This window comes from Leucobacter sp. M11 (genome assembly GCF_035726885.1).
Lineage (GTDB): Bacteria > Actinomycetota > Actinomycetes > Actinomycetales > Microbacteriaceae > JAPFRB01.
This window is the reverse complement of sequence record NZ_JAPFRB010000007.1, coordinates 23,395-24,644: the sequence shown is the minus strand read 5'-3', so window position 1 is coordinate 24,644 and position 1,250 is coordinate 23,395. Positions and strand designations below refer to the sequence as shown.

Here is a 1,250-nt window from a genome sequence, read left to right as displayed (position 1 = left end):
CGGGACGAGGAAGGTTCGCCCGGCACGGCTGAGCAGGGTGCCGCCGCCGAGGGTGGCGACGTCGGCGAGGATCTGGTCCCAGTGCCGGTACTGCACGTCGTGCCCCTCCCCCGGGTAATCGCGCTGGGTCGCCGGGCCGGGGAGGGCGGCGAGCCAGCGGTCCCGGTGCGCGACGGGGACGAGCCGGTCGGCGAGCCCCCAGGAGGTGTGCACGGGGGCGCGGACCGCGCTCAGCTCGGGCAGGGGTGCCTCGCGCAGCAGCCGGATCGCCTGCGCGAGCCCCTCGGGCGGGGTGTCCCGGCCCCGGGCGAAGCGCCCGCGCAGTGCCTCCTCGATCACGCTGTCGGCGAAGCCGGGGATGCGGTGCACGGGGCTGTCCTCGGGAAAGGCCCACCACTGGGTGGGGTCGCGGGAGATTGCGTCGAGGTCGAAGCTCGCGGGGAGCGCGGGGCTCGTGCCGGGCTGGCTGAGGTCGGTGATCGCGCAGGCGAGGTGCATCGAGCGGATCCGCTCGGGGCGGGCGGCGGCGAGCCGCGCGGCGTAGGGACCGCCGCCCGAGATCGCGACGAGCGAGGGGCGGCTGATTCCGAGCCGGTCGAGGAGTGCCCAGACGTCGGCCGCGTGTTCGTCGAAGCCCGCGGCGGGGTCGTAGGCGCTCTGGCCGAGGCCGTTGCGTTCGACGCTGAGCAGGCGGACCCCGAGGGCGAGGCGGAGGCTCCGCGCGAACTCGAGGAGCCGGGCCGCGCGAACGCTCGTGCCCGCCCCGCCGAACAGGACGAGGGGGATGCCGCCGGGCTCGCCGTCGTCGAGGAAGGCGAGCTCACGCCCGGAGGGGGCCAGCCAGCGGCCCACGCTCGGGCCCAGGGGGTCGAAGTCGCCGGGGAGCCCGGCGGGATCCGCGGGAGCTCGTGTTTCCGGGGGTGTGGCAGGTTCGGTCACGGTTCCTGGTTCCTCTCGGGGGCAGTGCGCGGCTCGGGAGCAGTGCGCTCGGGGGCAGTGCGCTCGGGCATCGCGCCCGCGTCGCTTCGGTTCAGGGCGGCGTAGGCGAGCTGCTCGATGAGGAGCGAGGCGGACTCGGGCGCGTGCGTCGCGGCGTCGATCGCCGCCTTGGTCCAGGCCATCGCGAGCGCGGGCTTCGCGGCGAGGGCCCGCGCCGCGTCGAGCGCCGCCGCCTCCGCGCCCCCCGCGGGGACCACCTGGCGGAGGAGCCCGATCTCGTGGGCGCGCTGCGCCGTGATCGGCTCGCCGAA

The 1,250-nt window shown here is 76.6% G+C and carries 1 protein-coding gene and 1 pseudogene; both read right to left on the bottom strand.

The window, feature by feature from the left end:
* Positions 1 to 939 (bottom strand): alpha/beta fold hydrolase (locus OOT08_RS18020; protein ID WP_325094262.1); only part of this gene is annotated, 939 nt, incomplete at its 3' end.
* Positions 936 to 1,250: pseudogene (locus OOT08_RS18015) on the bottom strand (hypothetical protein); the annotation flags it as partial. The pseudogene OOT08_RS18015 and the gene OOT08_RS18020, both read right to left, overlap by 4 nt.